Here is a 25809-nt window from a genome sequence, read left to right as displayed (position 1 = left end):
CATGATGTGTCATCAGGAGTAGGGTGACGACACGTCCTGCCATCACTTCCGACTGGAGCCGCCCGTGCCCGAGAACACCGCCGCCCTGCTGACCGCCCCGCGGGCCGACCTCGTCGTCCGCCCCACTCCGATGCCCGTCGCCGGACCGGGGGAGGTCCTGCTGCGCAACCGCGCCCTGGCCGTGAACCCGGTCGACGAGATGAAGCAGTGGACGGGCGACCTGATGTTCCGGTGGGTGCCCTACCCGGCGGTGCTGGGGGAGGACGTGGCCGGAGTGGTCGAGGCGGTCGGTTCCGGAGTGACGCGCTTCGCCGTCGGCGACCGGGTCGTCGCGTACGCGGTCGGGATGGAGCGCGGGCGCCGGAACCGCGACGAGGGCGCCTTCCAGGAGTACACGGTCGTGCGCGAGGACCTGGCGGCGCCGATCCCCGACCGGATGGGCTTCGAGGAGGCGGCGGTGCTGCCGCTCGCGGTCTCGACGGCGGCGACGGCGCTGTTCCAGCGGGACCACCTCGCCCTGCCGCACCCGAGCGTCCCGGTCCGCCCGACGGGCAGGACGGTCGTGGTCTGGGGCGGGACGACGAGCGTGGGGAGTAACGCGATCCAGCTCGCCGTCGCCTCCGGGCACCGGGTGGCGACGACCGCGTCACCCCGCAACCACGAGCGGATGCGCGAGCTGGGCGCCGAGATCGTGCTCGACTACCGCAGCCCCACCGTCGTCGCCGACCTGGTCGCGGCGCTCGCGGGCCACGAGGTCGCGGGGGTGCTCGCGATCGGCACGGGCTCCGGTGCCCCGTCGGTCGCGGTCGCCGCGGCCACCGGAGCGCGACGCGTCGCCCTGGCCAGCCCCTCCGTCTCGTTCGGCTCGCTCCCGCGGCGGCGCGGTCTCAGCGCCGCGTTCGTGCGGACGATGCTGCGCGTGGTCGGCGGCACCGCGGCGCTGCAGATCGCGGCCCGGCGCCACGGCATCCGCGCCCGCTTCGTCTGGGGCGGCTCGCTGATGACGAACGAGGTGGGGCCGATGCTGTGGCGCGACCACCTGCCGACGGCGCTCGCCGAGGGCCGCCACGTCTGCGCCCCCGCACCCGAGGTGGTGGGCGAGGGGCTCGCCGCGCTGCAGCCCGCCCTCGACCGGCTGCACCGGGGCGTGTCGGCGGTGAAGCTGGTCGTCCGGCTCTGAGGTGGCGCTGTCGCCGCCCGCCCGAGCCGTGCCGCGGAGTGGCCGCTGCGCCGGGGCCTCGGTATCGTGGCGCGCTCCGACGCGACCCGAGGAGACCCCGTGATCCGCCGCACCGCCCCCGGAGCCGCCGCGCTCCTCCTGCTCGCCCTGACCGGCTGCTCCGCCGGGTCGTCGCCTGCGGCGTCTCCGGCCGCCACCCCGGAACCGGTCGGCGGCCTCGGGGTCGCCGTCTCCGCGCTCTGCGAGGCCGGCTCCGATCCTCAGTGCGTCCCGGTCGGCGGGCAGGACGTCCTCGTCGATCCCGAGGACTTCACCCGCGCGGGCGTCGCGGCGGTCGAGGCCGATCCGGGCGCAGGAGTCGTCGACGTCCGGTTCGACGAGGCGGGCGCCGCCCTCCTGCGCCGCGGCTCGCAGGCGGCGATCGGCGAGGGGGCCGACGCCCGGCTCCTCCTCCGCGCAGGCGACCGGGTCGAGTCGGCGCTCTCCGTGATGCAGCCGATCGAGGGAGACACCGTGCAGATCGTGCCGGCGGAGGGCGACGCGCAGGGGCTCGTCGACCGCATCCTCGCCGGCTGACGCGCCCCCTAGGATCGCCGCATGGCGAAGGGGATCCGCACGCAGCGCACGCAGGCGCTCCTCCTCGCCCAGCCCTGGGCCCTCTCGCTGGTGAGCGCCGTCTTCGTGGCGGGGATGCTCTGGCTGGCGGCGGATGCGGGCTGGGATCTCGGCGCCGTCGTCGGCGGCGGACGCCGGCACGCGCCGCTGTGGCTGGTGCTCCTGCTCGGCCTGCCGCTGTTCGGCGCCGGAGTGGTGCTCGGCGCGGTCCGGCAGGTGCGGCTCCTGCGGCGGCCGGCGGAGCCGCCGATCCCGAGTCCGGAGGCGGAGCGGCTGCGGCGCGAGGCCGCCGGCTGGCTCAGCCGGCGCGATGGCGAGCGGGCGGCGCCGGACGGGACCGGCGGCGCTGGGGGAGGCGCCGGCAGCACTCCGGACGGCATCCGCGGCGCTCCCGGTGGCACGGACGACCCGCGGGACGAGGACCGCTGACCGCGCCTCAGAGGTGCAGCATCCCCCAGTCGATGATCACGGCCAGCGCCGTGTAGGCCGCGGCCACTGCTCCGACCGCCTTGCCCGCGCGGTCCAGGTCGGCCTGCGGATCCGGTCCGGCGTCGGCGACGACCCGGAGCAGTGCTCCGACCAGCGCGATCAGCGTGATCGCCAGGATCCAGACCTTGAGCGACGCGTGCGGATCGACGTGCGCGAGCGTCAGCGCGACGACCGGCACCGCCACCACGAGCGCCGACGCCAGCACCAGGAGGCAGCCGCGCCGGGTGAGGCCGGTCGGTCCGAAGGAGCCGCCGCGCATCCAGGCGCGCACGCGCTGCCTCCGCGAGGGGGGCGGACCGCCGGCGGAGTCCGCGTCGGTCGAGGGACCCCAGTCCTGCGCCGTCGTCATCGCGCGGTGCCGGAGCGGTCGGGAGTCGGGCTGGGCCGCATCGGGTCCTCCAGGAGACGAGGGGGCGCGTCGGACGGCAGTGCCGACCCCTCAGTCTCGGGAGTGCATCCGGCAGCGGCAAGCGCCTCTTCCGGACATGTCCGGAAGAGGACGCTCAGGCCCGTCCCTGCAGGATCAGGTTCCAGTACACCCACGGGAGGACGCGGCGGTCGGCGAAGTAGGTGAGGCGACGCTCCTTCGCCAGGCCCGTCCAGAAGGGGACGGTCGGCTTCGGTCGGTAGCGGTCGTCGAACTCGGCGAACACCACGCTCGAGCGCGAGACCACGAAGGGGCAGACGGAGTAGCCGTTGTAGACGCGGGGGAGCGGGCGCCCCTTCTGCGCGGCGACGAGGTTCTTCGCGAGCGTGGTGGTCTGCTGGCGCAGCGCTCCTCCGGACTTCGAGTTGACCGTGGCCGCCGCGTCGCCGAGCGCCCAGACGTCGGGGAACCGCGGGTGCCGCAGGGTCAGCGGGTCGACCTCGACGAACCCGCCCTCGTCGCCCTCGGCGGCCAGTCCGGTGCCGGCCAGCCAGTCGGGGGCCGACTGCGGAGGCACGGCGTGCAGCACGTCGTAGGACAGCGTCTCGCGCGGGCCGTCGGTCGAGCGCCGTGCGCGGTCGGGGCCGGGGAGCGCGGTCGCGCGCTCGTCGACGGCGAGGACGACCCGCCGCTCGGCCGCGTCGACCTCGACCAGCTCGCGGCCGTAGCGGACCTCGATCCCGTACTCCGCCACCTTCCGCTCGAGCTCGGAGTCGATCAGCGGCATCCCGAACAGGGTGGGGGTGGGCACGACGAGCACGACGCGGATGCGGTCGAGGACGCCGGTCGCGCGCCAGTAGTCGCAGGCGAGGTACATCGGCTTCTGGGAGGCGCCGGAGCAGGTGCCCGGGCCGCCGGGCTGCGTGAAGACGACGGTGCCGGAGCGGACCTCGCGGAGCACCTGCGACGCCTTGCGGGCGTACTCGTACTCGTAGTTGGACACTCCGAACGGCGAGTCCATCGCCTCCTGGAGCCCGGGGACCGCCGCCCAGTCCTTCTGGATGCCGGGGCAGACGACGAGCTGCCCGTAGCCGACGCGGCGGCCGGAGAGGAGGGCGACCGTGTGCGCGACCGGGTCGATCGTCTCGACGCGGTCCTGGATCCAGACGACCCCCTTCGGCGTCACAGAGCCCTGGGGCCGGGTCGCCGCGGAGGCGGGTGCCGTGCCTCCCGCGACGTGGGAGAGCATCGGCTGGTAGACGTGGGTCGACCGGGGCTCGATCACCGCGACGTCGTGCACTCCGGAGCGCCGCAGCCGCCCCGCGGTCGAGAGCCCGGCGTTGCCGCCGCCGATGATGAGGACGTCGTGGCGGGCCGCGCCGGGATCGGTCATGGCCTCACCCTAGGGGCGCGCCGGGGTGCACGGACGGTCTTGCGCGGACCCGCGGAAGGGGGGTGCGCTCGGAGCGCCCCGGGACGGCGATCCCGCACGGCCGCCCGGCCGGCGTCAGGCCGCCTCGAGCGCCTGGATCGCGGTCCTCGCGGTCGCGCAGGGGTAGGAGTCGTACCCGTCGTGGGCGTCGAAGGCGCGGCACTCGGCGCAGCGCAGGCGCACTCCGGCGCCGCCCTCGAGGACGCGCTCGGGGCGGTGCCCGTGCAGGATGACGGCGAGGCTCGCGACGAGGGGGTCACTGCTCACCAGTGCGCTCCGCAGCGCCTCCGACCGGCGGCGGAGGTAGTCGTCCGCCACGGCGTCGATCGACTGCTCGGGGAGGTCCGGCTCGGGCCAGGAGGCCGGCCGCTCGACGGGCAGGTCGAGCTCGTCGAAGCCCATCGACCAGTCCGGGAAGCGGCGCTGCTCGTGCACGCTGGTCCAGACGGTGACCACGCCCTCGTGCCGCGGGTCGGCGAGGATCCGCGCGTAGAGCGAGCGCACGTCCGACTCCTCGCCCTCGAGCAGCTGCATCACGCGGCGGCCGCGGAAGACGAGCATCCCCGAGACGCCGTGCTCGACGTTGTTGCGGCGGCTCGTCTCGAGCAGCCGGCGGATCTCGCCGGAGCCCAGGTCGCGGTCGAGCGTGCTGACGTAGACGACGGTGAAGACGAGGGAGTCGCGCCGCGACGGGCGCTCGACGAGGTGGAGGGTCGCGGGGGAGTGGGCGCCGGTCTCGGGTTCCATCAGGGCCGCGACCTCCGGGAACTCGAGCCAGATCAGGTCCTCCGGGGCGCTCGGCTCCACGGCGGTGACCGCCGGGACGGCGTCCAGCCACTGCGTCCGCTGGCGGAGGTCGGCGGCGACGGCCTTCTCGTCGAGCCCGGGGAGGAGGCCGGCGGCGCCGGAGACGACGAGGCTGGTCGCGGAGTTGAGCAGCAGCGTCACGACCGTCGCGTGGCCGTCGCCGGCGAGGACGGGGAGCTCGACGCTGTCGGTGCGGCCGTGCGCGGCGAGCCCGGAGGCGTAGGAGACGAGTGCGTCGGCGACCGCGTCCCCCACCTGGAAGGTCGCGCCGGCGTACTGGATCTGCTTCATTCCTCCACGATGCGCCTGCGGCGGATCCACGGGTAGGGGTATCGGTGCCGGAGGGAGCGTGCAGGGGTCGCGGCTGCTCCGGCCGACGAGAACACGCGCATCCGCGGCCCGGATCGCGCATCCTCCCTGAATCGTGGACGGGACCGGCCGTCTCCCGGGCCCGGAAGGTACCGTTGAGCCGTGCCCCTGACCCTTCCTCCGCTGAGCCGCGCTCGCGCGCGCGCCGCCGCGGCGTACCCGACCCGGCTGCTGCTGACCAAGCGCGCCTCGGGGACGAACGGATGGCTCAGCTCGTGGGGGACGAACGCGCACGGCGAGATCGCCGGCTGCCCGCCGCCGCGCGGCTGACCCGCGACCGCCCCTCCTCCGGAGCCCGCGGCCGCGTCCCCGCGCTCACCCACTCCTCCGGACGGAACCCCTCATGCCGCACCAGCCCCTGCCCGCCGATCAGGCCCCCCACTCGATCTGGCGGGGTCTCCGCCAGACCCTCCAGAAGGACACGGTCGGCGGAGCGTTCCTGCTCACCGCGACCCTCCTGGCCCTGATCGTCGCCAACAGCCCCGCGTCCGCGCTCTACAGCGCGGTCCGCGACTTCCGCTTCGGCCCCGAGGCCCTGCACCTCGAGCTGAGCGTCGGGTCGTGGGCGGCCGACGGCCTGCTCGCGATCTTCTTCTTCGTCGTCGGACTGGAGCTCAAGGAGGAGTTCGTCGCCGGCAAGCTCCGCGACCCGAAGACCGCGCTGGTGCCGATCGTCGCAGCCGTCGGCGGCGTGGCCGTCCCCGCCCTGATCTTCACCGCGGTGAACCTGCCCCGCGGAGGAGCCGCGCTGGACGGCTGGGCGATCCCCGCCGCCACCGACATCGCCTTCGCGGTCGCGGTGATCGCCGTGGTCGGCCGCTTCCTCCCGTCGGCGCTGCGGACGTTCCTCCTCACGCTCGCCGTGGTGGACGACCTCATCGCGATCACGATCATCGCCGTGTTCTACACCGCCGGCATCGACGTGCTGATGCTCCTTCTCGCCCTCGTGCCGCTGACGGTCTTCGCGGTCTGCGTGCAGCGCGGCGTGCGCGCCTGGTGGGTGCTGATCCCGCTCGGAGTGGCGACCTGGGCGCTCGTGCACGCCTCGGGCATCCATGCCACCGTCGCGGGCGTGCTGCTCGGTTTCACCGTGCCGGTCGTCGCGTCGAGGCGCGCCCGGGTGCAGGTGGGGTCGGATGCGGAGGGGCGCCCCGTCTACGACGGCCTCGCCGCGCACTTCGCCGACCGCTGGAGCGTCCTCTCGACCGCGGTCGCGGTGCCGGTCTTCGCGTTCTTCTCGGCCGGAGTGACGGTCGGCGGAGTCGCGGGCCTGGTCGACTCGTTCCAGGACTCGATCGCCGTGGGCATCATCGCGGGCCTCGTGCTCGGCAAGCCGCTCGGCATCGCCGGGAGCACCTTCCTCCTGACCCGGTTCCGCGGCATCGGCCTGGATCCGTCGCTGCGCTGGGTGGACGTCATCGGCATGGCGTTCGTGGCCGGCATCGGATTCACGGTGTCGCTGCTCGTCGGCGAGCTGTCCTTCGGCGCGGGCAGCGAGTCCGACGACCACGTGAAGGTCGGCGTCCTGGCCGGGTCGTTCCTCGCGGCGGTCATCGGAGGCGCGATCCTCTCGGTCCGCAACCGCCACTACCGCCGCCTGCAGGGCTGACGGCCGCGGGATCTCGAGACGCCCGCTGCTCGATCGGCGTGCGCCTCCTGCTGGTCGAGCAGCCGCCGCAGGCGGCGTACCGAGACCCGCGCGGCTCAGCCGTGCATGCTGTGGACGACCGCGTGGCCTCGGCCGCGGGCGATGAGCAGGCGGTTCACCGGGGTCGTGACGACGAAGGCCAGGGCGAGGGCGCCGGCGAGCGAGCCCCAGAAGAGGCCGGACGAGAGGCCCGCGTCCATCGCTCCGGGGATCGCGAGCACCACCGTGTTGTCGACGACCTCCATCACGGCGATCGAGACGGTGTCGGCCGCCAGCGCGATGCCGACGGCAGCGCGCCACGTCACTCCGGAGCGGAGCACGCCCCGCAGCGTGAGCGCGTAGCCGAACACGAATGCGAGGACGATCGAGAGGGCGACCGTCGCCAGGGCGGGCAGCCCCAGGGCGGAGCCGATCACCATGCCGAGCACCTCGCCGATCGCGCAGCCGGTCAGGCAGTGCAGGGTCGCGAGGGCGGCGGCGCGCCAGGTGGTCGGGTGGTGGTGGGCGTGGTCGGTCATGGTGTCTCCTCCGGTTCGGTCCAGGGGAGTGCAACATACCCCCGGGGGGTATATTCCCGACCCGTTCGTCGGAGTCTCCTCCGGCTCCGCGGGCCCGCGGGCCGTTCGCCCGGGTCCGCTACCCTCGCCCCGTGCTCCTCCGAGCACCGCCCCCTCGACACCAGGAGCCCCGATGGCCGCCCCCACCGTCCTCTTCGTCTGCATCCACAACGCCGGCCGCTCGCAGATGGCCGCCGGCTACCTCCGCGCGCTCTCCGGCGGCGCCGTCGAGGTCCGCTCCGGCGGCTCCGAGCCCGGCGACAGCATCAATCCGATCGCGATCGAGGCGATGGCGGAGGAGGGCATCGACATCTCGCAGGCCGTCCCGCAGCTGATGACCACCGAGCAGGTCCAGGCCTCCGACGTCGTGATCACGATGGGCTGCGGCGACGTCTGCCCCGTCTTCCCCGGCAAGCGCTACGAGGACTGGGACCTCGCCGACCCGAAGGGCCGACCCCTCGAGGAGGTCCGCTCGATCCGCGACGACATCAGGGCCCGCGTGCAGGCGCTCGTCGCGGAGCTGCTGCCCGCCTGACCCGACCCGACGCGGTCCGGTCGCGTCAGCGTTCGGCGGGAGGCGGGAACGCCCGCCCGACCGGAGGAGGGCTCGCCGGGAGCGCCGCTCGCGCCCGGTGCAGGAAGACGGCGGTCATGACGACCCGGGCGCGGGCCGGCGACGAGTCGAGCGGGCCGATCAGCTCCTCGATCCGCGCGAGGCGGTCGTAGAGGGTCTGCCGGCCGATGCCGAGCGCGGCCGCCGTCGCCGTCTTGCTCCCCCACAGCGACGCGTAGGCCTCGAGAGTGGTGAGCAGCTCGCCGCGCTGGGCGCGCAGGGGCCCGAGCACCTCCTCGACGAGGTCGTCCGCCTCCCGATCGTCCTGCAGGGAGCTCGCGAACCGCTCCAGCCGGTACTGGCGCGAGTCGACGACTCCGCCCGCGGGCGCCCACTCGCGCGCGCCGCGCACCTCCGCCAGCTCCCGAGGCACCCGCTCCTGCCCGCCGAGCCCGCTGCCGACGCAGAGCAGCGCGTCCGAGTCGAGCGCCGCGCCGAGGCGCAGGAGCTCCGCGCGGCCGGCCTCCATCGCGGCGGCGGTGGCGAACGGCAGTAGCGCCAGCAACTCGGAGCCGACCACGCAGAGCACCGGGCCGGGATCCGCTCCCGCGCCCGTCAGGAGGCGGAGGAGAGCGCGGAGCCGCCGGTCGTCGTGACCGGTGTCGGCCCGGACGCCGAGGTAGCGCTCCCGGGATCCGGCGCCGAGGCGGCCGAGGAAGGCGTCGATCTGGAGGTCGGCCGCCGGGTCCGCGCGCGACCGATCGGCGGTGGCGATCGCGAAGAGCTGAGCGGTCAGCCGCTCGGTGACCGACGGCGGACGGTGCCGGAGCACGGCGATCGCGAGGACGTCCGGCGCCCGGTCGAGCGCGACGGCGACGGCGTGGAGGTCGGCGTCGGCGTGGGCCCGCAGGTGCAGGGTCCCCAGGAGGGACTCGCCCGCGTGCAGCACGTTCGAGAAGGTCCCGGCCGTCGGCTCCGTGTCGGCCTCCGGCCCGGGCGAGGCGCGGGCGATCTCCTCGCCCGTGAGCGAGACGAGCGAGGCGGAGGCGCCCGTCGCGGTGGCCACGACCTGCAGGAGCTCGTCGACGCCGGCGTCCCCGGAGGCGGCGTCGGCCAGCAGGCCGGACACTCTGTCCGCCAGCCGGATGCTCCGGAACTTCTGCTCGGTGAGGTGGGTGTTGATGCTCTCGCAGACCTGCACGAAGGGGACGCGCCGGGGCAGGGCGAGCACGGGCAGGCCGAGCTCGTCGGCCGCCGCGACGATCGGCGGCGGCACCGCGGGCAGGCGCGGCGAGAGCTCGAGAGCGAGGGCGCCGACTCCCGCGTCGACCAGCGACCGCACGTACTCGCGGCACTCCGCCGGGTCCTGGTCGGTCGAGAGGAGCGCGCCCTCCATCAGGAGCAGCTCGCCCCCGAGGAGGAGGGGCGCGATGTCGAGCTGCTCGCTCGTGTGCGCCCAGCGGATCACGGCGCGCTCGGCGGCCGCATGCCCCGCGGCCACCACCGGGAGCATGGCGGCGAGGCGCGGATCCCGCATCGCGTCCGACAGCAGGTAGGCCATACAGAACGTCCTCTCACGTCACGGCGAATTTACACGCGGACGCGCCGCCCGAAACGGGTCCGCACGAGAGTGGAGCCTCACCGGGCGCCCCGCCCTCCCCTTCATCCCCCTCCCCGAGAGGATCCGCCATGAGCACCGACACCCTGCACGGCACCGCCGACGCCGAGGACGCGCTGAGTCCCCTGCCCGACTCCCGACGCACCGCCCGGCTCGACGGGCAGTTCTGGATCTGGGCCGGCGCCAACATCGCCCCCATCAACTGGGTGCTCGGCGCCCTCGGCGTGAACATGGGCCTCGGCCTGGCGGACACCGTCACCGTCCTCGTGCTCGGCAACGTCGTCGGGATGGCGGTGTTCGGCTTCTTCGTCCTCCTCGGCCAGCGGACGGGGGCGACCGGGATGCTCGTGGGACGGGCGGTCTTCGGCCGGCGCGGCAACTACGTCCCGGCCGCGATCCAGGCCGTGGTCGTGATCGGCTGGTGCGCCATCAACACCTGGATCGTCCTCGACCTGGTCATCGCGCTCCTCGGCTCCGTCGGCGTCGTCGATCCGGAGCAGGCGAACGTCGGCTGGAAGATCGCGGTGGCGGCGGTGATCATGGCGGTGCAGGTCGCGATCTCCTTCCTCGGCTACCGCGCGATCGCCGCCTTCGAGCGCTGGACCGTCCCGCCGACCCTCCTGGTGCTGGCGATCATGTCGGTCGTCGCCTGGTTCTTCCTCGACATCGACTGGTCCTACGCCGGCCCCGCGGAGGGCGCGCTCACCGGAGGCGACCGCATCGCGGCCATGTCCATCGTGATGACCGCCATCGGCATCGGCTGGGGCCTCACCTGGCTCGCCTACGCCGGCGACTACTCCCGCTTCGTCGGGCCCCGCTCCTCGAAGCGCAGGCTCTACCTCGCCAGCGTCCTCGGCCAGTTCATCCCGGTGGTCTGGCTCGGCGTCCTCGGCGCGACCCTCGCGACGAAGAACGGCTCCGTGGACCCCGGGGAGCTGATCGTCGAGAACTTCGGCGCCCTCGCGATCCCCGTGCTGCTCCTGGTGGTGCACGGTCCGATCGCGACCAACGTCCTGAACATCTACTCGTTCGGCATGGCGACCCAGGCCCTCGACATCCGGCTCGGGCGCCGTGCGCTCAGCCTCATCGTCGGCGTGCTGGCCTTCGCGGCCGCGGTGTTCTTCGTCTTCCAGGACGACCTCGCCACCACGCTCGACGCGTGGCTGGTCGGCCTCGTCGGCTGGGTCGCCCCGTGGGGCGCGATCGTGCTGGTGCACTACACGGTGTTCGAGTCGCGCGTCCGCTCCTTCGGGCACCTGTTCGCGCCGGTCGGCTCGCCTCTGCTGCCGGACGTCCGCTGGCGGGCGCTGCTCTCCTTCGCGATCGGCGCGACCCTGACCTGGCTGTTCATGAACGGCTCGGTGCCCGCCCTGCAGGGTCCGGCCGCGACCGCCCTCGGCGGCGTCGACGTCTCGTGGCTCGCGGGCGGAGTCTCGGCCGGCATCGCCTATCTCCTGCTCGGCCGGGACGCTCCCGCCTGGGTCGAGCGCCGGGAGTCGGCCGCGCCGGTCGCCGCGCAGCCCGAGCCCGTCCGCGGCTGAGCCCGAGTCCCTCCGCGGGCCGGCCCCCGTCCGCGAGCCGGCCCGCCCCGTCCCACCCCGCACCACGAACGGAACCGCCATGCCCCTCTTCCTCTCCGACGCCGCCGTGATCACCATGGACCCGGTCTCGGGCGCCGTCCCGATCACGGCGAGCATCCGCATCGTCGACGAGCTGATCGTCGCGATCGGCCCGGGCCTCGTCCCCGAGCCGGGCGACGAGGTGATCGACGGGCGCGACCGCCTGGTCGTCCCCGGCTTCGTCAACGCCCACACCCACTCGTGGGAGTACCTCTACAAGGGCCGCTACGACAACCTGCCGCTCGAGCTGTGGATGCTGCTGTCGTATCCGATCCTCGGGAACAGCCGCGTCGCTCCGGATCTGGTGCGGCTGCGCTCGTCGCTCTTCGCCCTCGAATCGCTGAAGGCCGGGGTCACGACCCTGGTCGACGACGTGCTCGAGAACCCGGACCAGGACGCGGAGCAGCTCGCCGCCGTCTTCGACGCGTACGACGAGATCGGCGTCCGTGCCAACATCTCGGGCCACGTGATCAGCAGGCCCTTCCACGAGACCATGCCGTTCCTCGAGGAGTACGTGCCCGCGGAGATTCTCGACCAGGCGCGGTCGGCGTCGCGCCCGACGACGGAGGGCTACCTCGCCTTCAGCCGCGAGGCCTTCGCGACCCAGCACGGGAGGGGAGGCGGGCGGCTGCGCTACATGGTCGCCCCGTCCGCTCCTCAGCGCTGCGGGCCCGAGCTGCTGGTCGGTGCGACCGAGCTGGCGCTCGAGCACGGGGCGGAGTGCCACATCCACGTCCTCGAGACGAAGACGCAGCTGGTGACCGGCGAGCTGGCCTACGGCTCGACCCTGGTCGAGTACATGGAGCGGATCGGCGCGCTCTCCCCGAACACGACCTTCGCCCACGGGATCTGGCTCACCGACTCCGACATGGAGCGGATCGCGGCCGCGGGCACGTCCGTCTCCCACAACCCGATCTCGAACCTCAAGCTCGGCTCGGGCATCGCCCCGTGGCGCGCGCTGCACGACGCGGGCGTGAACCTCGGCCTCGGGACCGACGGCTGCTCGAGCAGCGACTCGCCGCGCATGCTCGACGTCGTGAAGGCCGCGGCGCTCCTGCACAAGGTCACGGATCCGGACATCGCCACCTGGCCGACCGTGTCCGAGGTCCTCACGGCCGGCACGATCGGAGGCGCGCGCAGCGCCGTGCTCGACGACGTCACCGGCAGCATCGAGGTCGGCAAGCAGGCCGACCTCGTCGTCTACGACCTGGAGACGCTGAACTTCACTCCGCGTCAGCGGCTCGAGAACCAGCTCGTCTACTCCGAGAACGGCTCGTCGATCGACACCGTGATCGTCGCGGGCCGGGTCGTCGTCTCGAAGGGTGTCTCGACGACCGTCGACGAGGCGGCCCTCCGCGCGGATCTCGCCGCGCAGCTGGGGGAGATCGTGGCGTGGCAGGACTCGCTGGACCGCACGAACGGCGTGCTCACGGCGCCGTTCCGGCGGATGTACGAGCGGGCGATGCGGCACGACGCCCCCGTCGACCGCTTCAGCGGCCGCCGACTGGCCTGAGGGCGCGCCGGCTCCCGGCGGACTCCCGGCTCGGCACGCGGACGGGCGGGGGCGCGGCTCCAGTAGGTTGCGCACATGAGGTGGCGAGCGGGAGCGGTGGCGGTGCTCGTCCTCGCGATCGCGGGGTGCACGCCGCAGCCCGGTCCCGGGCCGACCAGGGGGCCCTCGACCGCTCCTGTCTCCGGCCCGGTCGTCGGCGGCTACGGCGATCTGCACGTCGCGCCCGACGGCACGATGATGTTCTGCTACTCCGACCCCGACCCCGGATTCACGGGCATCTGGCGCGAGTGCCAGGACGGGATCCGCACCGAGGGCGTCGACCCGGCCGCGATCGACGCGACCCTCGGCGAGACGGCGACCGCCGATCCGGGCGGGCACCGGTGGGTCGGCGCCGCGGGCGGGAAGCGCACGACCGAGGACGGCACGGCTATCTACACCGTCTTCCTCGCGGGGACGCGCACCGACGACGCCTTCACCGTGGCCGCGGTCGGCGAGGGCTCCTCCCGCGTGCCGTCCGAGTACCAGGAGCTGCAGCCGGGCGTGCCGGGCGGGTTCCTGGTGCGGCTCGAGCCGATCGCGGCACCGGACGGCAGCGGTCCCGACGGCGGGTCGGAGGCGCCTGCCGCGTCGGAGTCGCCCGTTGCGTCGGAGTCGCCCGGCGCGTCCGATCCGGCGAAGGCGCCCGCCGCGCCCGGCACCACCGATCCGTCCGAGCCCGCCGGCTAGAGCGGTCGCGGCCGGTACCGCTCGATCAGCGCGTCGAAGAGGCCGTTCATCCGCTCGTCGACCACGCGGCGCGACTCGTCGGCGTCGTACCACTCCACGATCTCGCGGGCGCCGTCGCTGAAGCGCACCGAGGGGGAGTAGGCCGGGACGAGGCGGCGGATCTTCGCGTTGTCGAACACCATCGAGTGCGCCTTGTCGCCGATGATCCCGGCACCGAGCTCGGGGTCGGCCGCGGCGATCGCGTCGGAGGCGACGTGCACGAGGCGCGGCTCGACTCCGGCCGCCGCGGCGAGGCAGCGGTGGATCTCGTCCCAGGTCGGCGTCTCGTCGCCGGTGATGTGGAAGGCCTCGCCGATCGCGGCGGAGGCGCCGAGGAGCCCGACCAGGCCGACGGCGACGTCGTCGGCGTGCGTGAGCGTCCACAGCGAGGTGCCGTCGCCGAGGACGACCACCTCCTGGCCGCGGCGCATCCGGTCGACGACGGTCCAGCCTCCGTCGACGGGCAGCGCGGTGCGGTCGTAGGTGTGCGAGGGGCGGACGATCGTGACCGGGAAGCCGCTGCGGCGGTACTCGGCGACGAGGAGGTCCTCGCAGGCGATCTTGTCCTGCGAGTAGCCCCAGAAGGGATTCCGCAGCGGCGTCGACTCGGTGACGGGCAGGCTCCGCGGCGGCTTCTGGTAGGCCGAGGCCGAGCTGATGAAGACGTACTGGCCGGTGCGGCCGGTGAAGAGGTCGACGTCCTGCTGGACGTGGTCGGGGGTGAAGGCGACGAAGTCGATCACCGCGTCGAAGCTCCGGTCGCCGAGCGCGGTGGTGACGGAGTCGGGGTCGCGGCCGTCGGCCTGCACCTCGCGGACGCCCTCGGGCAGCGGGCGGAGCGACGTCCGCCCCCGGTTCAGCACGGTCACGTCGTGGCCGAGCCGCAGCGCCTCGCGGACGCAGGCGGCGCTGATGATGCCCGTCCCGCCGATGAACAGCACGCTGAGCGACATGGATCCTCCTCCGGCGGCGCCCGCGGCGGACGCCTCCCGACCCGATTCCCGCACATCGGGGCGCCGCGCGCGAGTCCCTTGACCCGGCTACCGCTCGACGGGACGGGGCCGCCCGTCCTCCGGCGTCCGCCCGAGGGGCGCCTGCCCGTCCTCCGGCGCCCGCACGAGGAGTGCTTCCGGGGCGGCGGCGACCGGCACCTCGGAGGCCGCCGCGGCCGACGTCCGCTGCTCGATCGAGCGGCCCCAGGCCGTGCCCGCCAGGATCAGCGCGATGCCGAGGAAGCCGATCGGCGCGATCGGGTCGCGGGCGAGCGCGACTCCGACGACCGCCGCCCACACGGGCTCGGTGCCCAGCAGCAGGCTGACCCGGGAGGGGGAGGTGCGGCGGACCGCCCAGGTCTGCACGAGGAAGCCGAACACGGTGCAGACCAGGACGAGGTAGAGGAACAGCCCGGCGCCCACGGGGTCGAGCCCCGCGACGTACTCGGGCATCGGCACGCCGACGACGAGCGACGCGGCGCTGAACACGACGGCGCAGGTGCCGAGCTGCACCGTGGTCAGGCGGAGGGAGTCCATCGGCGCCCGGGCCGAGAGGCGGTGCATCGACGTGACGTGCACGGCCCGCACGACGGCGGCGCCGAGGATCAGCAGATCGCCGGGGGAGAGCGGGCGGAGGGCGCCGTTGCCCGCGAGCAGCGCGACTCCGACGACCGCGACGAGGCACGCGAGCAGGAAGCGGCCCGGGAGCCGGCGCTTCGAGACGGCGGAGTCGAGGATCGGCGTGATCACGATCGTCAGGCTGATGATGAGGCCCGCGTTGGTGGCGGAGGTGCCGGCGATGCCGTAGGTCTCGAGCGCGAAGATCGTCGCGAGCAGGGCGCCGATGGTGACGCCGACCCGCCACTCCGCCGCGGTGATCCGGTGCCGCCGTGCCGCGACGATCACGGCCAGGCAGAGAGCGGCGAGGGTCATCCGGGAGCCGAGCAGCGCCATCACGCTCGATTCGGTGACGAGCTCTTTCGCCGCGAAGTACGTCGAGCCCCAGGAGGCGGCGACCACGAGCAGGAGGAGGTCGACCCGGAAGTGGGAGAGGAGAGCGCGCACGGCTCATGGTGGCGGCAGGGAGACCCGCAGGACAAGACGGCGTCTTCTTCGCCGACGCGTAAGTTGGAACTCATGGAACTCGGACAGCTCAGAGCGCTTCGGGAGCTCGGAGAGCGCGGGAGCATCGCCGCCGTGGCCGCCGCGATGAGAGTGTCGCCCTCCTCCGTCTCGCAGCAGATCAGCGCGCTGCAGCGCCGCACGCCGGCGGCGCTGACCTTCCGCGACGGGCGCCGGACCGCGCTGACCCCCGCCGGTCGCGCTCTCGCCGCGGCGGTGGTCGAGGTCGAGGTGGCGCTCGAGCGGGCGGCCCGCGCGGTCGCGGACTTCGAGGGGGAGCCGAGCGGGACGGTCTCGGTCGCCGCCTTCCACAGCGCGGGGCTGGCGATGTTCGGCCCGCTGCTGGAGGCGCTGCGAGCACCGGGCCGGCCGGGCGTCGCGCTCGCCGACTTCGACGTGGCGCAGAGCGCCTTCGCCGGGCTGACCGCGGACCACGACCTGGTGATCGCGCACCGGCTCGCCGGCAGCGCCGAGTGGCCAGGGACCGTGCGGTCGACGCCCCTCCTCTTCGAGCCGCTCGATCTCGCTCTCCGCCGCGACCATCCGCTCGCCGCGGCGGACGTCGTCCGCCCCGCCGATCTCCGCGACGAGGAGTGGGTGGCGGTGCACGAGGGCTTCCCCCTGGAGCGGGCCATCGACGCCATCGCGGTCCTCGCGGGCGGCGACGCGCGCATCCCGCACCGGATCAACGACTTCCTGGTCGCGGCCGCGGTGGTCGCGGCGAGCGACGGCGTCGCGCTGCTGCCGCGGTACACGACCGACCTGCGGCGCACGCCGGAGGTGGTCCTCCGGCCGCTCGGGATCCCGGGGCTCGGCCGCCACATCGACTGCCTCGCCCGGCCCGAGACGCTGGAGCGCTCGGCCGTGCGGGTCGTGCTGGAGCAGCTGACCGGGATCGGCGCGGGGCTCGCCGCCGCGCCGTAGCATCGTGCCGTGCACCGCCTGATCGAGACCACGGCCGGAGACCCGGCCGCCACGGCCCTCTTCGCCCTGCAGGAGGCCGACCTCCTCGCCCGCTACGGCGGCGACGACACCGGTCCGCGTCCTCCGGCGGACGCCCCGACCCTGCTGCTCGAGATCGACGGCGGGCTCGTCGGCTGCGTGGCGCTCGCGGTCGAGGACGGCATCGGCGAGATCAAGCGGATGTTCGTGGTGAGCCCCGCGCGGGGCCGCGGGCTCAGCCGGGTGCTGCTCGCCGGCGTCGAGCGGCTGGCGGCGCGCGAGCGCGTGGAGCTGCTCCGCCTGGTCACCGGCACGGAGCAGCCGGAGGCGATGGCCCTCTACGCGAGCGCCGGCTACGAGCCGATCGCGGGCTACGGCTACTGGGGCGACGAGCCGAACTCGCGCTGCTACGCGAAGACGCTCGGGACGCTGCCGGCCGACCCGGGCTGAGGTCGGCGGACGCCTCCAGCGGGCGTCGTCGTCCGCTGATGCGGGGTCCGCGTTGCGCGATCACGGGAGCCCGTCGTCGTCTGCTGCACGCCCTGCCCGTCCTCCTGATGTCCCTGCGCCATAGCAGTGAGACAGCACCGGAGCTGGAGCTCACGCCTCCTGCGGCTCCGCGCCGTCGTGCTGGAGGCGCACCAGGACGCGGCGGAGGTGCATCGCCGCGAGGACGCCGGGCCCGAGGGTCCGGGAGGTCGCGGCGGTCCGCTCGTCGACGACCTGCACGAGGTGCCGGATCGCGCGGGCCGCGCCTCCGATCGCCCGGTGCGCGGCGGGGGAGCCGGCGTCGTCGCGGTCGATCGCGTCGGCGACCGCTCGGCAGGCCTCGCTCAGCGGTGGGCCGAGCGCCGGATCGAACGGGAGCGCGCCCGGGCGCTCCCAGATGGTGTCCGCGAGGGCGCCGCTGAGGTCGCGGACGTGGAAGAGGATCGCGTCGAGCGTCGCGAGGCGGAGGTGGTCGGGCCGGGAGTCGCGGCGGTGCAGCAGCGCGCGCGGGTTGCCCTTGCGGCTCTCGTCCGCGTCCGCGAGGGCCGCGCGGACCTCCTCCGCCGTCCGGGCCAGCTCCTCGCCGTTGCGCGCCCACGCCTCGTGCTCGGGCGGCCACGTCTCCTCGAGCGCGGCGGCCAGTTGGCGCAGGTGCTCCGCGAGCTCGCGCTGGAACGCGTCGATCCGGGCGGACGCCGCCTCGACGGTGAGCCCGGGGGCGACGACCACGTTCACCAGCAGCCCCACCACCACGCCCACGGCCATCTGCACGAGGTAGCCGAGGGAGTAGTCCTCGGCGTCGGCTCCGCCGATGATCAGGACGAACAGCGCCGCCATCGGCACGTACTCGCGGCCCGCGCCGAACCAGCCCGTCCCCGAGAGGACCACGCCGATCCCGACCACGAGTGGGATCGTCCACCAGGTCGGGCCGACGGTGACGATCACGAGAGCCGCGAGGCCGATGCCGGCCGCGAGTCCGAGCAGGGTCTGCAGCCCGGTGCGGACCGAGCCCATCAGCGTCGGGTACATGCTGACGAGGGCGCCGAGCGGCGCGTAGTACGGGTACTGCTCCGCGACTCCGGGAGCGAGCGGCGCGACGGCCCAGGCGATGCCGACCGCCAGCGCCGTCTTGAGCGCGAGCATCAGGCGCGAGCCGGTGACCGCCTCCCGCCAGGCGAGGGCGGCGCGGGGCGTCCGGGTGCGGGGCATCCCGGCACCTTAGGCGAGCGGTGCGGTTCGTCTCTCCCCTCTTGACACCGGCGGCGGGGGTGCGGGGCGGCGGCTCGAGGCGGCGGTGCTGTTCATGAAGGAGGAAGAACGTCCGATCCGGCTCTCCCAGCCCGCGCCGTTCCGCGGGGCGCCGCGAATCGTTCCTGAGTTGTGAACGCGACCGGGGGTCCGCGGGCGGCGTGAGGCGATGTCACCCCCGCTCACGGGGACCGTTGAGTTTGCACAAACGCCCTGTTACCGTGAACAAATCGTGTAGCGGGCGGCGTCGGAGATCTCGAAGTGGAGGTCGCGCCGGATCCTGCGAGGCACGGCCAGTCCTTCTCCGAGGTCCACCGGGCTTCTCTCCGTGGCGTCCTCCGGCGCCTCTCCGGAGCCCCTTCGCCCCCGGGGGCGCGCCGCTCACGGTGCGCCTCCGGGCCCCACGCCGCCCCCTGACGATGGAGTCACGATGACGACCGCACCGACGCTCGCCGACGTAGAGCGCCCCCGACCCGCGGGGCTCCGGCGCCGGCTCACGGCCGGACTGCTGATCCTGCTCGCCGCGGTCGTGGCCCTGCCCTTCACCGCTGCCTCGCCGGCCGTCGCCCTCGGCGAGCCGACCTTCACGAACCCGATCGCGCCGGACACCGCCGACCCGACGATCGAGTTCCACGACGGCAACTACTACATGGTCGCGACGACCTGGGACAACCGCGTCGTGATGCGGAAGGCGCCCACTCTCGCGGGGCTCGGCACCACTGCCCCGACCACCGTGTACACCGACACGAACCCCGGCCGGAACGCCAACATGTGGGCGCCCGAGCTGCAGCGGCTCCAGGGTCCGAACGGCTGGCGCTGGTACCTCATGTACACGATGGGGACCGCGGGGAACTTCGACGGCCAGCACCTGCAGGTGATCGAGAGTGCCGGGGACGACCCGATGGGCCCGTACACCTACAAGGGGCGCCCGGTGCCGACCGACCGGTGGAACATCGACGGCGCGTACCTGGAGCTGAACGGCGAGCTCTTCATGACCTGGTCGGAGTTCCAGCCCGGGAACGGCCTCCAGAGCAACTACATCGCCCGGATGTCGGACCCGTGGACCGCGACCAGCACCGGCAACGTCCTCTCGGAGCCGGTCGAGCCGTGGGAGACCATCGGCATGCCCGTCAACGAGGGCCCGATCCCGCTGCAGAAGGACGGCCGCACCTGGATCGTCTACTCGGCGAGCTTCTGCGGCACCGAGGACTACCAGCTGGGCACCCTCGAGTACGACGGCACCGGCGACCCGGTGCTCGCCTCCTCCTGGACCAAGAGCGACGGACCCGTCTTCTCGAAGGCGAACGGCGAGTACGGCACCGGCCACAACGACTTCTTCGACTCGCCCGACGGCACCGAGATCTGGAACCTGTACCACGCGAACCCCGGCCCGAACGACGGCTGCGGCCGTCAGCGCTCGGCCCGCGCGCACCTCGTCGAGTGGACCGCGACCGGCGAGCCCGACTTCGGCGCTCCGCTCGGCACCGCGGCCCGCATCCCCGTCCCCAGCGGCGAGAACGCCCCGATCACCGCTCGCGTCGAGGGCGCCCCGTGGCAGCTCGTCAGCCGCAGCACCGGCCTCTGCGCCACCGTCTCCTCCGCGCAGAGCGGCGACGGCGCGGGCGTCGTGCAGGGCTCCTGCTCGACTCCGCGCGCGAACTGGATGCTCGACGCGACCGGCGAGGGCACCCTCCGCGTGATGAACGCGTCGAGCGGCAAGGCGCTCGGACCGGTCGGCTGCGCCACCGGCACCGCCGGTCTCCAGCAGTCCGCGTGGCTCACCACGAGCTGCCAGCAGTGGACGGTCGCCCCGGCCACCGGCGGCTACTCGACCCTGACGAACCGCACCAGCGGCAAGCTGCTGGAGGCGTCCGGCTCGACCGTCCGCCAGGCGGCCGCCACCTCCGCCGCGGCTCAGGAGTGGGTGCTGCGTCCCGCCGGGCCTGTCGCCGTCACGTCCTTTGTGACCGGCAAGTCCTTCGACCTGCCGAACTGCTCCACGGCCGACGGCGCCCTGCTCCAGCAGCAGGACTGGCTCGGCTCGCCCTGCCAGCGCGTCACCTTCGGCTCCGCCGCCGACGGAGCGCTCGAGATGCACCCCGTCTCGGCCGCCGCCGAGTGCCTCGCGGTCACCGGAGGCTCCACCGCCGACGGCGCGACCGTCGCCCAGGGCGCGTGCGGCGTCACGGGCAGCAGCTGGCGCCTCCGCCCGGGCAACGACGGCACCGTCGAACTGCGGGCCGCGCACAGCGGCAAGGCGCTCGACCTCTCGAACTGCTCGGCGCAGAACGGCACGCGGATCGGGCAGTGGAGCGTCCTGAACAACGACTGCCAGCGCTTCCGCCTCTCGCTCGGCGCCCCGGCGTCGACGGTTCCGCTGCAGCCGGTGGCGACCTCGGCCGCGCGCTGCGTCGCCGGCAAGGTCGTCGTCACCACGGTCGTGAGGAACGCGGACGACCTGCCCGTCGACGTCACGGTCGGCACCGGCACGACGGCGAAGCGGGCGACCGCGGTCGCCGGCGGAGCGAGCACCTCGAGCGCCGTGACGATCCGTCGGACGAGCGTGCCGGCCGGATCCACGACGGTCGCCGTCGCGGGCACCGACGACGCCGGCCGCACCGCGACCGTCACCGCGACCCACCCCGCCCTCACCTGTGACTGACCCCCTCCATGCCGGTCGAGCAGCCGCGCAGCGGCGTATCGAGACCCCTGCGTTCCGCGCACAGGTCTCGACCCGCCCCTGACGGCGCTGCTCGACCAGCACGGCACCGCACCCCGAGCCCCTCCCCCCGAACCGCACCACTCCACTGAAGGAGCACCATGCCCCCCACCACCACACCCGCGCGGCGAGCGCCGCTGCGCGCAGCGCTCGCCGCGCTCGGCCTCGGAGCAGTGCTGCTCTCGGGCCTCGTCGCACCGGCTCCGGCCGCGCAGGCGGCCGACGCCGTCATCCCGCAGCAGGGCCTCCTCGCCGACTACCGGTTCACGCAGACCACCGGCAGCACGGTCCCGAACACCGTGAGCGGAGGCGTGGGAGCCGCCACCGTCCGCAACGCGACCGACGCGCTCTGGACCGGCACGTCGCTCCGCCTCACCGGCGGCCCCAAGAGCAGCACCACCGCCCCCTGGGTGCAGCTGCCCGCGAATCTGCTGACCGGCCGCTCGTCGGCCACCGTGACGATCGAGACCCGCGCCGACGCGTCGATGCTCTCGAACTTCCACTTCCTGTGGAACATCGGCAGTGACAGCACGAACCAGTACTGGTTCGCGTCCGTCCGCGACCGGGTGCGCACCGCGATCACGACCAGTGGAGGGAACGGCGAGAACAACGCCCGCAGCGCCTCCGCTCTCACCGCCGACCGCTGGTACAGCCTCACCTCGGTGATCGACGGGAGCGCCGGCACGATCTCGTTCTTCGTCGACGGCGTCCAGGTCGCCTCGGCGCCCACGGCGCTCCGCCCCTCGTCGGTGGCCGACCAGTCGCTGAACACGATCGGCCGCGCACCGTACCCCGACCCGTTCTACACCGGCGAGGTCTCGGCGTTCCGCGTCTACGACCGCGCGCTCTCCGGGGCGGAGGTGGTGGCCGTGTCGAGTGTCGACGCGAAGCCGCACGCCTCCACCTTCTCCCCGATCGCCGCCGCCGTGCTGGCCGGGGTCGCCCCGCTCACCGTCGACGACTCGACCACGAACCTGCCCGACTACGGGGGAGCGGTGACCTGGTCCTCCAGTGACCCGACCCTGCGCGTCTCGGCCGACGGCCGCACCCTCAGCGCCGACCGCCCCGCCGTGGGCCAGGCCGCGCGTACCTCGACGCTCACCGCGACGGCCTCGATCCGCGGAATCGTGCAGACCCGCTCGATCGCCGTGACCGTCGAGCCGCAGGTCGGCGTCGACACCCCCTACGGCTACATGATGGTCCACTTCGTCGAGGACTCCGAGGGCTACGCCGAGAAGATCTACCTCGACGTCTCCCGCGGCGACGACCCGGAGAAGTGGGACCCTCTCAACGGCGCGAAGCCGATCCTGGCCTCCGACCTCGGCACCACCGGCGTGCGCGACCCGTACCTGACCTACAACCCCGACACGAAGAAGTACTACATCATCGCCACGGACCTCCGCGTCTTCGGCGGCGACCGGGGCCCGAGCGGCTGCGACACCTGGTGCTACTGGACCACCAAGGGCAGCACGAAGATGAACGTCTGGGAGTCGAGCGACCTCGTGTCGTGGAGCGACGTCCGCCAGTTCGACGTAGCGCTCGACGCTGCGGGGACGAAGAAGCTCGAAGCCGGCATGATGTGGGCTCCCGAGGCCACCTGGGTGCCGGACTACGCGGGACCCGGCAAGGGCGCCTTCGTCGTCTACTGGTCCTCGACGGTCTACCCGAACGCGGCGCACACGCCGGGCACCGGATCCTCCCGCGTGCTCTGGGGAGCGACCACGGACTTCACACAGGCCACCTACTCGTACGGCGGCACCTTCATCGACACCGGGGCCGACACGATCGACACCACGCTGATCCAGGACTCCGGCACGACCTACCGGATCTCGAAGGACAACGGCACCGGCAAGGGCATCTACATGGAGTCGACCACCTCGGCGACCTGGTGGCTGCCGACGACCGCGTGGACGCAGATCCAGTCGCGGATCGGCGCGGTCTGGTCGGGCGGCAACGCCGGAGGGGTCGAGGGGCCCGCTGTGTTCAAGGACCACGGCGAGGACACCTGGTACCTCTACGTCGACGTGATCCCCGCGACCGGCTACAAGCCGATGGTGACGAACGACCTCGACGCAGGCTGGACCCAGCTCACCGATCCGGGCTTCTCGCTCGCCTCGTCGACCAAGCACGGCGGCATCGTCTCGCTGACCGCGGGGCAGTACGCCGAGGTCCGGTCGGCCGACGCCGCCTCCGCGGTCCGCTCGGACCTCGGCGAGGTGACGGTCGCCTCCGGCGCCGACGCCGCGGCGGCTCTGCCCGCCCGCGCCGACGTCGTGCTGGCCTACAACCGCGGCACGGCCTCGCAGCCGGTCACCTGGAACACCTCCGCGGTGGCGACGACGCCCGGCCGCTACTCCGTCACCGGAGTCGTCCGCACGATCGGTGCGAACGACAACCAGTGGGTGGGCGCGAACGGATCGACGGCCTACAACGCCGCCGACCGCCGGCTCTCGAGCTCCACGGCCGTCACGGTCACCGCGACCGTGGTGGTGACGGCACCGACCTCGACGCTCACCGCTTCCACCCGCTGCGTCGCCGGCAAGGTGGTCCTCACCGGAGTGGTGAAGAACACGGGCACGACGCCCCTCTCGGTCGTCATCCGCTCGCCGTTCGGCGCCTCGCAGACCCTGACCGCCGCCCCCGGCGCCAGCGCCTCGGCCGCCTTCACCACCCGTCAGACCTCGATCCCGGCCGCCTCGCTCACCGCGGGCGCCCTGACCGCGGCCTACCCGGCGCGCACCTGCTGACGCGCTCGCGCCGCTGACGCGGGCGCCGCTGACGCGCGCGCCGCTGACGCGCTCGCGCCGCTGACACCGAGACGGCCCGCCCCTGCCGAGACACCGCCCTGACGGCGGCGCCTCGGCGGGGAGCGGGCCGTCTCGGCGTCAGGCGCGGAGCGCGCTCGCAGGCTCCTGCCGCCCCGCCGCCCACGCGGGCACGATCGCGCTCACGACTCCGGTCACGGCTCCGAGCGCGATGCTCAGCGGAGTGAGAGCGGGCGGCAGCAGCGGCGACCATCCCTGCACCGCGGCGGTGGCCAGCGTCGCGGCGGTACCGAGGACGGCGCCCGTCACACCGCCGATGACTCCGACCACAAGCCCCTCGCCGACGAACAGTCGTGCGACCGCACCGCGGCTCGCTCCGATCGCTCGCCTCAAAGCGATCTCGGCCGCTCGAGCCTGGACGGACACGTACATCGTCGTCGAGGCGCTGATGGTCGCCAAGACGAGGAGCACGACCCCGATCAAGCCGATGAGCGCGCCGAGGTCGGTCGCGACGCCGTAGCGGAGGGCCCGCAGATCGGCGACCGTCTCGACGGTGAAGCGCCCTGGATCGCCCGGGTCGAGCGCCAGGGGAAGCGCCTCGGCGAGCGGAGCGGGGAAGCCGGGATCGGTCCGGACGAGGATGGTGACGGCGACGGACGGTGCTCGCGCCAGGATGTCCCGGGAGACGACGACCGATCCGTCGATTCCGGGCGCCCGCTCGCCCGCGATGAGGGTGCCCGCTACGGCGGCCCGGATGCCGAGGACCTCGACGGTGGAGCCGGGTCCCGGGGCGGCGGCGGCAAGGGTCGAGGCCGCGCCCGACCCGAGCAGCGCAACGGCGTCGGCTCCGGGGGTCGCGAGAAGACCCCGGGTGTCGGGTCCGACGGCAGAGGCGCCGACCAGGCGGAGGTACGTGGGGTCCGCGCTGATCAGCTGCAGCGGTGCGGCCGGCTCCGGGTCGGTCGAGGCGAGGCGCCGGATGCGCGCGGCCTCCGCTCCGGTCTGCGCGACGAAGCCGGCGTCGACCACATGAGGCAGCGCTCTGGTCGCGGCGAGCCAGGAATCGAGGCGCCCGTCCTCAGCAGCCAGGAGTTCCGCGCCGCCCGGCACGGTGACGCGGACCTCGTCCAGCGCGGCAGCTGTGAGCCGCTCCGAGACCTGCGCCGAGGCGCTCTCGCTGACTCCGAGCGCGGCGATGAGACCACCGACTCCGAGCGCGAACGCGAGGACGAGGAGGGCTGTGCGGAGCGGGCGAGCGGCGAGGGCGCCGAGGGAGTCGCCGAGCACGTCCGCCGCGGATGTGATGAAGGAGCGGCGCGGGGCCGTCTCCGGTCGAGGAGGCGGGGAGGGCAGCGCGCTGGTCGGTCTCGCTCCCGTGTCCTCGATGACGCGACCGTCGGCGATCCGGATGCGGCGCTCCGCTCTGGCTGCGATGGTCGGATCGTGGGTGATGAGTACCACGGTGGTCCCGGTCGCGTTCAGGTCCAGCAGCTGATCGAGCACGCTCTCGCCGTTGGCCGAGTCGAGGTTGCCCGTCGGCTCGTCGGCGAGGATGAGGTCAGGTCTCGTCGCGACGGCCCGGGCGATAGCCAGCCGCTGGCGCTCGCCACCGGAGAGAAGACGCGCGTCGAGGTCCGCACGGTGGCCGATGCCGACCGAAGCGAGCGCGTTCGAGGTCAAACGACGGCGGTCTTTCAGCGGACGGCCCTGGATCCGCAGCCCGGTCGCCGCGTTCTCTCCCACGCTCTGATGACCGAGGACGAACGACGACTGGAAGACGAATCCGATGAGACGGGAGCGGAGGATGTTGCGACGCCCCTCGCGGAGTTCGTTCGTGGCGACGCCATCGATCAGGTAGCTGCCGTCGGTGGGACGATCGAGGAGACCCAGGATGTCGAGGAGCGTGCTCTTGCCTGCCCCCGATGGGCCGACGACGGCGACGAACTCGCCGCGGCGGACGTCGAAGGTGATCCCGCGCACGCCTCCTGTCGAAGATCTGC

General features: G+C 73.7%; 22 protein-coding genes. 13 read left to right on the top strand and 9 right to left on the bottom strand.

What is annotated here, in order from left to right; genetic code table 11:
* The first annotated feature begins 64 nt into the window (after positions 1-64).
* From C5D08_RS04035 to C5D08_RS04025, 3 genes are all read left to right on the top strand, one after another.
* Complete coding sequence (locus C5D08_RS04035; RefSeq protein ID WP_104275940.1) at positions 65-1180, top strand: zinc-binding alcohol dehydrogenase family protein; 1116 nt, start codon at positions 65-67, stop codon at positions 1178-1180.
* Positions 1181-1279: 99 nt separating this feature from the next.
* Complete coding sequence (locus C5D08_RS04030) at positions 1280-1756, top strand: hypothetical protein (RefSeq protein WP_104275939.1); 477 nt, start codon at positions 1280-1282, stop codon at positions 1754-1756.
* Positions 1757-1777: 21 nt separating this feature from the next.
* Positions 1778-2224 (top strand): hypothetical protein, encoded by a 447-nt coding sequence (locus C5D08_RS04025; protein WP_104275938.1) that lies wholly within the window; start codon positions 1778-1780, stop codon positions 2222-2224.
* Positions 2225-2231: 7 nt separating this feature from the next.
* Here C5D08_RS04025 and C5D08_RS04020 read toward each other — a convergent pair whose 3' ends face one another.
* The 3 genes from C5D08_RS04020 to C5D08_RS04010 form a co-directional block, all read right to left on the bottom strand.
* Positions 2232-2633 (bottom strand): hypothetical protein, encoded by a 402-nt coding sequence (locus C5D08_RS04020; protein WP_104275937.1) that lies wholly within the window; start codon positions 2631-2633, stop codon positions 2232-2234.
* Positions 2634-2787: 154 nt separating this feature from the next.
* On the bottom strand, positions 2788-4044 hold the full coding sequence (locus C5D08_RS04015) for an NAD(P)/FAD-dependent oxidoreductase (RefSeq protein ID WP_104275936.1): 1257 nt from the start codon (positions 4042-4044) through the stop codon (positions 2788-2790).
* 114 nt (positions 4045-4158) lie between these two features.
* On the bottom strand, positions 4159-5181 hold the full coding sequence (locus tag C5D08_RS04010) for a BLUF domain-containing protein (protein WP_104275935.1): 1023 nt from the start codon (positions 5179-5181) through the stop codon (positions 4159-4161).
* Positions 5182-5361: 180 nt separating this feature from the next.
* Here C5D08_RS04010 and C5D08_RS16910 point away from each other — a divergent pair, with 180 nt between their 5' ends.
* Complete coding sequence (locus C5D08_RS16910) at positions 5362-5529, top strand: hypothetical protein (RefSeq protein WP_159940701.1); 168 nt, start codon at positions 5362-5364, stop codon at positions 5527-5529.
* 73 nt (positions 5530-5602) lie between these two features.
* Positions 5603-6868, top strand: coding sequence for a Na+/H+ antiporter NhaA (gene nhaA, locus C5D08_RS04005; RefSeq protein ID WP_104275934.1), 1266 nt, complete (start codon positions 5603-5605; stop codon positions 6866-6868).
* Between the two features lie 95 nt (positions 6869-6963).
* Here nhaA and C5D08_RS04000 read toward each other — a convergent pair whose 3' ends face one another.
* Complete coding sequence (locus C5D08_RS04000) at positions 6964-7425, bottom strand: DUF4396 domain-containing protein (RefSeq protein ID WP_104275933.1); 462 nt, start codon at positions 7423-7425, stop codon at positions 6964-6966.
* Between the two features lie 172 nt (positions 7426-7597).
* Between C5D08_RS04000 and C5D08_RS03995 the strand changes: the two genes are divergently transcribed.
* The gene (locus C5D08_RS03995) at positions 7598-7999 is read left to right on the top strand and encodes an arsenate reductase ArsC (RefSeq protein ID WP_104222419.1); all 402 of its coding nucleotides are present in this window, start codon (positions 7598-7600) and stop codon (positions 7997-7999) included.
* Positions 8000-8024: 25 nt separating this feature from the next.
* On the opposite strand, the gene C5D08_RS03990 is transcribed toward C5D08_RS03995, so the two are convergent.
* Positions 8025-9578 (bottom strand): PucR family transcriptional regulator, encoded by a 1554-nt coding sequence (locus tag C5D08_RS03990; RefSeq protein ID WP_104275932.1) that lies wholly within the window; start codon positions 9576-9578, stop codon positions 8025-8027.
* 128 nt (positions 9579-9706) lie between these two features.
* Here C5D08_RS03990 and C5D08_RS03985 point away from each other — a divergent pair, with 128 nt between their 5' ends.
* The 3 genes from C5D08_RS03985 to C5D08_RS03975 all read left to right on the top strand — a co-directional run bounded on the left by C5D08_RS03985 (position 9707) and on the right by C5D08_RS03975 (position 13493).
* Positions 9707-11176: a cytosine permease gene (locus C5D08_RS03985; RefSeq protein WP_104275931.1), complete on the top strand. Its 1470-nt coding sequence runs from the start codon at positions 9707-9709 to the stop codon at positions 11174-11176.
* A gap of 79 nt (positions 11177-11255) precedes the next feature.
* Positions 11256-12767: an amidohydrolase family protein gene (locus C5D08_RS03980; protein ID WP_104275930.1), complete on the top strand. Its 1512-nt coding sequence runs from the start codon at positions 11256-11258 to the stop codon at positions 12765-12767.
* 75 nt (positions 12768-12842) lie between these two features.
* Complete coding sequence (locus C5D08_RS03975; RefSeq protein ID WP_146086135.1) at positions 12843-13493, top strand: hypothetical protein; 651 nt, start codon at positions 12843-12845, stop codon at positions 13491-13493.
* On the opposite strand, the gene C5D08_RS03970 is transcribed toward C5D08_RS03975, so the two are convergent.
* Positions 13490-14485: an SDR family oxidoreductase gene (locus C5D08_RS03970; protein WP_104275928.1), complete on the bottom strand. Its 996-nt coding sequence runs from the start codon at positions 14483-14485 to the stop codon at positions 13490-13492. The genes C5D08_RS03975 and C5D08_RS03970 overlap by 4 nt on opposite strands.
* Before the next feature lie 87 nt (positions 14486-14572).
* Positions 14573-15589: a DMT family transporter gene (locus C5D08_RS03965; RefSeq protein ID WP_219815148.1), complete on the bottom strand. Its 1017-nt coding sequence runs from the start codon at positions 15587-15589 to the stop codon at positions 14573-14575.
* A 72-nt stretch (positions 15590-15661) separates the two neighbouring features.
* On the opposite strand from C5D08_RS03965, the gene C5D08_RS03960 reads away from it, so the two are divergent.
* Positions 15662-16570 (top strand): LysR family transcriptional regulator, encoded by a 909-nt coding sequence (locus tag C5D08_RS03960; protein ID WP_104275927.1) that lies wholly within the window; start codon positions 15662-15664, stop codon positions 16568-16570.
* Between the two features lie 9 nt (positions 16571-16579).
* A complete protein-coding gene (locus tag C5D08_RS03955; protein ID WP_104275926.1) occupies positions 16580-17038 on the top strand; it encodes a GNAT family N-acetyltransferase in 459 nt (152 codons plus the stop codon).
* Between the two features lie 150 nt (positions 17039-17188).
* Here C5D08_RS03955 and C5D08_RS03950 read toward each other — a convergent pair whose 3' ends face one another.
* Positions 17189-18286 carry an aromatic acid exporter family protein gene (locus C5D08_RS03950; protein ID WP_104275925.1) on the bottom strand — a complete coding sequence of 366 codons (1098 nt, stop codon included), beginning with the start codon at positions 18284-18286 and terminating at the stop codon, positions 17189-17191.
* 469 nt (positions 18287-18755) lie between these two features.
* On the opposite strand from C5D08_RS03950, the gene C5D08_RS03945 reads away from it, so the two are divergent.
* Positions 18756-20987, top strand: coding sequence for a family 43 glycosylhydrolase (locus C5D08_RS03945; protein WP_104275924.1), 2232 nt, complete (start codon positions 18756-18758; stop codon positions 20985-20987).
* Between the two features lie 158 nt (positions 20988-21145).
* The gene (locus C5D08_RS03940; protein ID WP_104275923.1) at positions 21146-23791 is read left to right on the top strand and encodes a LamG-like jellyroll fold domain-containing protein; all 2646 of its coding nucleotides are present in this window, start codon (positions 21146-21148) and stop codon (positions 23789-23791) included.
* A 138-nt stretch (positions 23792-23929) separates the two neighbouring features.
* Here C5D08_RS03940 and C5D08_RS03935 read toward each other — a convergent pair whose 3' ends face one another.
* Positions 23930-25789, bottom strand: a complete 1860-nt coding sequence (locus C5D08_RS03935) for an ATP-binding cassette domain-containing protein (protein WP_146082503.1) — start codon at positions 25787-25789, stop codon at positions 23930-23932.
* Positions 25790-25809: the final 20 nt, after the last annotated feature.

This window comes from Rathayibacter sp. AY1B6 (assembly GCF_002932755.1).
In the GTDB taxonomy this organism is placed as follows: domain Bacteria; phylum Actinomycetota; class Actinomycetes; order Actinomycetales; family Microbacteriaceae; genus Rathayibacter.
This window is presented reverse-complemented; position numbering and strand designations above follow the sequence as displayed.